We start from the raw sequence: 7606 nt of genomic DNA on the forward strand, positions 1-7606 counted from the left end.
GGGCGTGGGGCGGGGGGGGGGGGGGGCGGGGTGCGCGCGGCCGGACGTGCGCGACCCGGCGGACGCCGGGATCCGGGAGGCCGTCGCCGCCTGGTCGCGCACGCCGCCCGAGCGGCTCGCCGGGATCCCGCTGGAGGGCTGGTCCTACGAGGTCACCTCGGTCCGGCCGGACGGCGTACGGGCCCTCGTACGGGCCGAACTGCGCTACCGGCTCGCCGGCTACGACCCGGCCCCCGCCGGGGCCGCCCGCGAGGTCGAGCTGGCCCGGGACGGCGCCGCCTGGCGGGTCACCGCGGACCGGCCCGCCCCGGGCGCCCCGGCGCAGCCGTGGGACCAGGGGCCGGTGACGGTGGTGCGGGGCGAGCACGCCCTGGTGCTCGGCGTGGGCCGCCCCGCCGCGGAACTGTCCGCCATCGCCGGGGAGGCCGACCGGGCGGTGCCCGCCGCGAGCGCCGCCTGGCCGCGGGACTGGGCGCGGCGGGTGGTGGTGCTGGTCCCCGCCTCGCTGGACGCGATGGCCGCGCTGCTGGGCCGGCCGGCCGCCGAGTACCGGGGCATGGGCGCCGTCACCACCGGCCGGGTGGGCGCCGGACCCGCCCCCGCCGACCGGGTCGTGATCAACCCCGAGGGGTACGCGCAGCTCAGCGCGGCCGGCCGGGACGTCGTCCTGACCCACGAGGTCACCCACGTCGCCACCCGCGCCGCCACCTCGGCCTCGACCCCGCAGTGGCTGTCCGAGGGCTTCGCCGACTGGGCAGCGTACCGGGGCACCTCCGCCACCCCCGCCAAGGCCGCGCCCGCGCTGGGCCGGGCCGTGCGCCGGGGCGAGCTGCCGGGCGCCCTCCCCTCCGACGCGGCCTTCGCCTTCGGCGGGGACCAGGAGGCGATGGCCCGGGCGTACGAGGGCGCCTGGCTGGCCTGCCGGCTCGTCGCCGGCCGGTGGGGCGAGGCGGCGCTCGTACGCCTCTACGAGCAGGCGGGCCGCGAGCCGCTGCCGGCCGCGCTGGAGACCGTACTGGGCACGGACCTGCCGGGTCTGACGCGGGCCTGGCAGGAGGCCCTGCGCAACGAGCTCGGCTGACGCCGTCCGGTACGTTGGCAGCGATGCACAAGACGCTGATCGTGACCAACGACTTCCCGCCGCGCCCGGGCGGCATCCAGGCCTTCCTGCACAACATGGCGCTGCGCCTCGACCCCGAGCAGGTCGTCGTCTACGCCTCCACCTGGAAGCACAGCGCGGAGGGCCGCGCGGCCACCGCCGCCTTCGACGCCGAGCAGCCCTTCCCCGTGGTGCGCGACCGCACCACCATGCTGCTGCCGACGCCCCGCGTGACCCGGCGGGCGGTGTCCCTGCTGCGCGAACACGGCTGCGAGTCGGTGTGGTTCGGGGCGGCGGCCCCGCTCGGCCTGATGGGCCCGGCGCTGCGCCGGGCGGGCGCGCGGCGGCTCGTCGCCACCACGCACGGGCACGAGGCGGGCTGGGCGCAGCTGCCCGCCGCGCGGCAGCTGCTGCGGCGGATCGGCGAGGGCACCGACACCCTGACCTACCTGGGGGAGTACACGCGCTCGCGGATCGCCTCCGCCGTCACGGACCGGGCGGCCGCCCGGATGGTCCAGCTCCCGCCGGGGGTGGACGAGAAGACCTTCCACCCCGGATCGGGCGGCGCGGAGGTCCGGGCCCGGCTCGGCCTGACCGACCGGCCGGTGGTGGTGTGCGTCTCGCGCCTGGTCCCGCGCAAGGGGCAGGACACGCTGATCGAGGCCATGCCGCGGATCCTGGCGGCCGTGCCGGACGCGGTGCTGCTGATCGTGGGCGGCGGCCCGTACGAGGCGGACCTGCACGCGCTGGCCACGCGTACGGGCGTCGCGGACTCCGTGGTCTTCACCGGGGCCGTGCCCTGGGAGGAGCTGCCCGCCCACTACGGCGCCGGCGACGTCTTCGCGATGCCCTGCCGGACCCGGCGGGGCGGGCTCGACGTGGAGGGGCTCGGGATCGTGTACCTGGAGGCCTCCGCGACCGGCCTGCCGGTGGTCGCGGGCGACTCGGGCGGGGCGCCGGACGCGGTGCTCGACGGGGAGACCGGCTGGGTGGTGCGGGGCGGGGCCCCGGACGAGGCCGCGGAGCGGATCGTCGCCCTCCTCCAGGACCCGGAGCTGCGCCGCCGCATGGGCGGGCGGGGGCGGGCCTGGGTCGAGGAGAAGTGGCGCTGGGACCTCCTCGCGGACCGCCTGCGCGCGCTGCTGTAGGCGTACCCCGGGGCGTGTGCCGGGCGGCGCGCGGCTACGGCCGCGCCATGTCCGACTGTCACTCACATGCGTGGCAGTACGGGTTATGGCCGGTTGGACGGAATCCGCTCATGATGCGGCCATGACACCAAACCTGACGCGTCGTCACCTATTGGGCATCGGCGCCCTCCAGACCGCCGCGGCCCTCGGATTCACCCGCATCGGGCTCTCGTCGGCCGCCGCAGCCGAACCCGCCGCCGCACCGTACGCGCCCGCCATCGTCGTCGGCTCCGGCTACGGATCCGCCGTCGCCGCGCTGCGCCTCGGGCAGGCGGGGGTGCGTACCGTCGTCCTCGAAATGGGGCGGCTGTGGGACACCCCCGGGCCCGACGGCAAGGTCTTCCCCTCCACCTCCGCGCCCGACCAGCGCTCCATGTGGTTCCGCAACCGCACCGAGGCCCCGCTCGCCCAGTTCCTCTGGCTGGACGTGGTCAACCGCGACATCAGCCCGTACCCGGGCGTCCTCGACCGCGTGAACTACGGCGACATGTCGGTCTACGTCGGCCGGGGCGTCGGCGGCGGCTCCCTGGTCAACGGCGGGATGGCGCCCACCCCGAGGCGCTCGTACTTCACCGAGGTGCTGCCCCAGGTCGACGCCGACGAGATGTACGGGACCTACTACCCGCGCGCCCGCGCCATGCTCGGCGTCAACGACATCGACCCCGCCTGGTTCGAGTCCACGGAGTGGTACCGCTTCGCCCGCATCTCCCGCAAGCACGCCCAGAACACCGGCCTGAAGACCACGTTCGTGCCCAACGTCTACGACTTCGGCTACATGCGGCGCGAGGCCGCCGGCACCGCCACCCGGTCCGCCCTCGCGGGCGAGGTCATCTACGGCAACAACCACGGCAAGAAGAGCGTCGACAAGACCTACCTCGCCGCCGCCCTCGGCACCGGCAACGTCACCATCGAGACCATGCAGCGCGTGGTCGGCGTACGCACCGACCCGGCCGGGGGCTACGTCCTGACGGTCCGCACCAGCGACCTCACCGGACGCGTCACCCAGGTCCGCGAACTCGGCTGCAAACAGCTGTTCCTAGGCGCCGGCAGCCTCGGCACCACCGAGATCCTGCTGCGCGCCCGCGAGACCGGCACCCTGCCCGCGCTCAGCGACCGCGTCGGGCTCGGCTGGGGCCACAACGGCAACGTCATGACGGCCCGCGCCAACCACCTCTGGGACACGGTCGGCGCCAACCAGGCCACCATGCCCGCCCTGGGCATCGACGACTGGGACAACGCCGCCAACCCCGTCTTCGCGGAGATCGCCCCGCTCCCGATGGGCTTCGAGCACTGGATCTCGATGTACCTGGCCATCACCAGGAACCCGGAGCGCGGCCACTTCACCTACGACGCCGCCACCGACTCGGCGCGGCTCAACTGGCGGCGGGACCAGAACACCCCGTCCGTACAGGCCGCCAAGAACCTCTTCGACCGCATCAACCGCAGGAACGTCACGATCTACCGCTACGACCTCTTCGGCGACAACAAGGCCTTCGCCGACGACTTCACCTACCACCCGCTCGGCGGCTGCGTCCTCGGCGACGCGACGGACGCGTACGGCCGCGCCAAGGGCTACCGGGGGCTCTACGTGGTCGACGGCTCGCTCGTGCCCGGCTCGCTCGGGGTGAACCCGTTCGTCACCATCACCGCCCTCGCCGAGCGGAACATGGCGCGGATCCTCGCCGAGGACCCGCGCTGACCCGCTGCCCCCGGCCCGTCCCTAACCCCGGTACAGCGCTTCGATCTCGTCCGCGAAGTCCTTGGCCACCACGTTCCGCTTGAGCTTCAGCGAGGGCGTGATGTGGCCCGACTCCTCGGTGAACTGGGAGCCGAGAATGCGGAATTTCCGCACCGATTCCGCCTTGGAAACCGCCGCGTTGCCATCGTCCACGGCCTTCTGCACGGCGGCGATCAGCTCCGCGTCCTCGCGCAGCTCCGCCGCCGTCACCCCGGCCGGCTTGCCGTGCTCGGCGGCCCAGCGGCCCAGGAACTCCTCGTCGATGGTGACCAGGGCCGCCACGAACGGCCGCCCGTCGCCCACGACCATGCACTCGCCGACCAGCGCGTGCGCCCGGATCCGGTCCTCGATCACCGCGGGGGCGACGTTCTTGCCGCCCGCCGTGACGATGAGCTCCTTCTTGCGGCCGGTGATCGCGAGGTAGCCGTCCTCGTCGAGGGTGCCGACGTCACCGGTGTGGAACCAGCCGTCGGCCAGCGCCTCGGCGGTGGCCGACTCGTTCTTCCAGTACTCCTTGAAGATGTGCTCGCCGTGCAGCAGCACCTCGCCGTCGTCCGCGATGCGCACCACGGAGCCGGGCAGCGGCTGGCCGACCGTACCGATCTTCGTCTTGTCCCACGGGTTGAAGGCCGTGGCCGCACAGGACTCCGTCAGGCCGTAGCCCTCCAGGACCGTGAAGCCGATGCCGCGGAAGAAGTGGCCGAGCCGCTCGCCGAGCGGGGCGCCGCCGGAGATCGCGTACTCGCCGCGTCCGCCGAGGACCGTGTGGAGCTTGCTGTAGACCAGCTTCGTGAAGATCTTGTGCTTGAGCTTCAGCCCGAAGGACGGGCCGCCCGGGGCGTCCAGGGCGCGGCTGTACGCGATCGCCGTCTCGGCGGCGGCGTCGAAGATCTTGCCCTTGCCGTCGGCCTGGGCCTTGGCGCGCGCCGAGTTGTAGACCTTCTCGAAGACGCGCGGCACGCCGAGGATCAGCGTGGGCCGGAAGGACTGCAGCTCGTCGGTGAGGTTCTTGATGTCCGGTACGCAGCCCAGGCGGATCGGCGCCAGTACGGCGGCCACCTCCACCAGGCGCCCGAAGACGTGCGCGGCGGGCAGGAAGAGCAGCACGGAGCATTCGCCGGTGCGGAACAGCGGGCTCAGGCGCTCCACCACGTTGCCGCACTCGGCGAAGAAGTTGCGGTGGGTCAGCACGCAGCCCTTGGGGCGGCCGGTGGTGCCCGAGGTGTAGACGATCGTCGCCGGGTCGTCGGCGTTCGCGAGGGCGCTGCGCGCGTCCACCTCGGCGTCGGTGACCTGCGCGCCGGCGGTCTTCAGCGCGGTCAGGGCGTCCTGCTCGATCTCCCAGACCTCGCGCAGCTCCGGCAGCCGGTCGCGCAGGGCGGCCACGCTCGCGCTGTGCGCCGGGCTCTCCACGATGACGGCGACGGCGCCGGAGTCCCCGAGGATCCACTGGACCTGCTCGGCGGAACTGGTCTCGTAGACGGGGACGGTGACCGCGCCCGCGCTCCAGATCGCGAAGTCGAAGAGCACCCACTCGTAGCGGGTGCGGGAGATCAGGGCGACCCGGTCGCCGGGCTCGATGCCCGCCGCGATCAGGCCCTTGGCGGTGGCCCGCACCTCGGCGAGGAACTGCGTCGCGGTCACGTCCTGCCACCGGCCGTCGACCTTGCGGCTCATGACGGCGGTGTCGGGATGCTGGGCGGCGTTGCGGCGGATGAGATCCGTCAGGTTCCCGTCCGAAGGGACCTCGTACAGGGCCGGAAGGCTGAACTCGCGCAAGACTGCTGCTCCTCTGGGCGCCATCGCCACGTGTGGACCGACCGGACGTTACCCACCGGTAGTGGGTTCCGGATAGAGGGAACCGGCCAGATGTTCCGTGCGTCACATTCTGTACATCGTCATACATTGCCAAGACGCCACAGGACTCGGAACCGCCCTGCCGACACTAGTCGACCCGGTTCGAGACTCGGAAGTAACCGCAGGTCCGGCCACCTGCGACCCCCCCTCTACCGGGTGGGCCTCCGGCGCCCCTAGGGTGGCGGCATGGGTGGCACGAAGAGTCGTACGCGGGTCCACGTCGTCAGCGACGTCCACGGCAACACCGAGGCCCTCGCCCGGGCCGGAGAGGGTGCCGACGCCCTCATCTGCCTCGGTGACCTGGTGCTCTTCCTCGACTACGCCGACCACTCGCGCGGCATCTTCCCCGACCTCTTCGGCGTCGAGAACGCCGACCGGATCGTCGAACTGCGCACCGCGAAGCGGTTCGCGGAGGCGAGGGAATTCGGCCGCAGCCTGTGGGACGGGCTGGACAGGGAGCGGCTGATCGAGGAAGCCGTACGCCGCCAGTACGCCCGGATGTTCGCCGCCTTCCCCAGTCCCACGTACGCCACCTACGGCAATGTCGACATCCCGGGTCTGTGGCCGGAGTACGCCGGACCCGGCACCACCGTCCTCGACGGGCAGCGCGTGGAGATCGGCGGCCGCGTCTTCGGCTTCGTCGGCGGCGGCCTGCCGTCGCCGATGCGCACGCCGTACGAGGTCGACGAGGACGAGTACGCCGCCAAGGTGGAGGCGCTGGGCGAGGTCGACGTGCTGTGCTCGCACATTCCGCCGGAGGTGCCCGAGCTCTGCTACGACACCGTCGCGCGCCGCTTCGAGCGGGGCAGCGAGGCCCTGCTGGCCGCCATCCGCCGGACCAGGCCGCGGTACGCGCTGTTCGGACACGTCCACCAGCCGCTGGCGCGCCGGGTCCGGATCGGGGGCACGGAATGCGTCAACGTCGGCCACTTCGCGGCCACGGGGCGGCCGTGGGCGCTGGAGTGGTGACGTGGTGAGAGGTGCTGGAGTGGCGGGACCCGCACGCGCGGTAGCCTTCACGCGGCGGCCGGGGGCCGCCCGCACACTTGTCGAACACTCCCCGGAGGAGCGACCGCGATGGCGGAACACACCAGCTCGAGCATCACGATCGAGGCCGCGCCGGCCGACGTCATGGCCGTGATCGCCGACTTCGCCCGCTACCCCGAGTGGACCGGCGAGGTGAAGGAGGCCGAGGTACTGGCCACCGACGCCGAGGGCCGCGCGGCGAAGGTGCGGCTGCTGCTCGACGCGGGCGCGATCAAGGACGACCACACCCTGGCCTACAGCTGGACGGGCGCGGACGAGGTCAGCTGGACCCTGGACAAGTCCCAGATGCTGCGGCAACTGGACGGCTCCTACCGGCTGGCGCCGCTGGAGGGGGGCCGCAGCACGGAGGTCACCTACCAGCTGACCGTGGACGTCAAGATCCCGATGCTCGGCATGATCAAGCGCAAGGCGGAGAAGGTCATCATCGACCGGGCGCTGGCGGGCCTGAAGAAGCGCGTCGAGGCCCGCCCTTCCTAACGCGCCGCTCGCACCGCTCAGCGCTGGCGCGCCACGCCTCCTTGACGCGCCGCTCGCGCGGTTCGGCCCTGGCGGGCCACGCCTCCTTGACGCGCCCCTCGCGCGGTTCGGCCGCGAGCGGCCTCCCCGGCTTCGCACCGCTGCGCCGGACTCCGTCCGGCGGCCTGCGGGGCGGGGCCGGTGCGCGTGGCCGGGCCCACC

6 protein-coding genes are annotated in these 7606 nt (G+C 73.3%); 5 read left to right on the top strand and 1 reads right to left on the bottom strand.

Translation table 11 applies throughout. The annotated features are described in order from the left end of the window. Window positions 1-46 precede the first annotated feature (46 nt). The 3 genes from ACFV0Q_RS35280 to ACFV0Q_RS35290 all read left to right on the top strand — a co-directional run bounded on the left by ACFV0Q_RS35280 (window position 47) and on the right by ACFV0Q_RS35290 (window position 3985). Entirely contained in the window at window positions 47-1081 is a 1035-nt protein-coding gene (locus ACFV0Q_RS35280; protein WP_385011164.1) for a hypothetical protein, read from the top strand. Window positions 1082-1104: 23 nt separating this feature from the next. Beyond that, the gene (locus tag ACFV0Q_RS35285; protein WP_385011166.1) at window positions 1105-2247 is read left to right on the top strand and encodes a glycosyltransferase family 4 protein; all 1143 of its coding nucleotides are present in this window, start codon (window positions 1105-1107) and stop codon (window positions 2245-2247) included. 121 nt (window positions 2248-2368) lie between these two features. Next, window positions 2369-3985, top strand: a complete 1617-nt coding sequence (locus ACFV0Q_RS35290) for a GMC oxidoreductase (RefSeq protein ID WP_385011168.1) — start codon at window positions 2369-2371, stop codon at window positions 3983-3985. A 21-nt stretch (window positions 3986-4006) separates the two neighbouring features. Here the strand turns inward: ACFV0Q_RS35290 and ACFV0Q_RS35295 are convergent, their stop codons facing one another. Further along, entirely contained in the window at window positions 4007-5803 is a 1797-nt protein-coding gene (locus ACFV0Q_RS35295) for an AMP-dependent synthetase/ligase (protein WP_385011170.1), read from the bottom strand. Window positions 5804-6067: 264 nt separating this feature from the next. Here ACFV0Q_RS35295 and ACFV0Q_RS35300 point away from each other — a divergent pair, with 264 nt between their 5' ends. Both ACFV0Q_RS35300 and ACFV0Q_RS35305 read left to right on the top strand, forming a co-directional pair. Then, on the top strand, window positions 6068-6850 hold the full coding sequence (locus tag ACFV0Q_RS35300) for a metallophosphoesterase (protein WP_385011172.1): 783 nt from the start codon (window positions 6068-6070) through the stop codon (window positions 6848-6850). 108 nt (window positions 6851-6958) lie between these two features. Then, window positions 6959-7405 (top strand): SRPBCC family protein, encoded by a 447-nt coding sequence (locus ACFV0Q_RS35305; protein ID WP_385011173.1) that lies wholly within the window; start codon window positions 6959-6961, stop codon window positions 7403-7405. Window positions 7406-7606 lie beyond the last annotated feature (201 nt).

It is taken from the genome of Streptomyces sp. NPDC059564 (genome assembly GCF_042735575.1).
Taxonomy (GTDB): domain Bacteria; phylum Actinomycetota; class Actinomycetes; order Streptomycetales; family Streptomycetaceae; genus Streptomyces.

Coding starts and splice junctions, on each gene's coding strand:
- ACFV0Q_RS35285 (WP_385011166.1), top strand. CDS start 1,105: ATGCACAAGACGCTGATCGTGACCAACGACTTCCCGCCGCGCCCGGGC.
- ACFV0Q_RS35290 (WP_385011168.1), top strand. CDS start 2,369: ATGACACCAAACCTGACGCGTCGTCACCTATTGGGCATCGGCGCCCTC.
- ACFV0Q_RS35300 (WP_385011172.1), top strand. CDS start 6,068: ATGGGTGGCACGAAGAGTCGTACGCGGGTCCACGTCGTCAGCGACGTC.
- ACFV0Q_RS35305 (WP_385011173.1), top strand. CDS start 6,959: ATGGCGGAACACACCAGCTCGAGCATCACGATCGAGGCCGCGCCGGCC.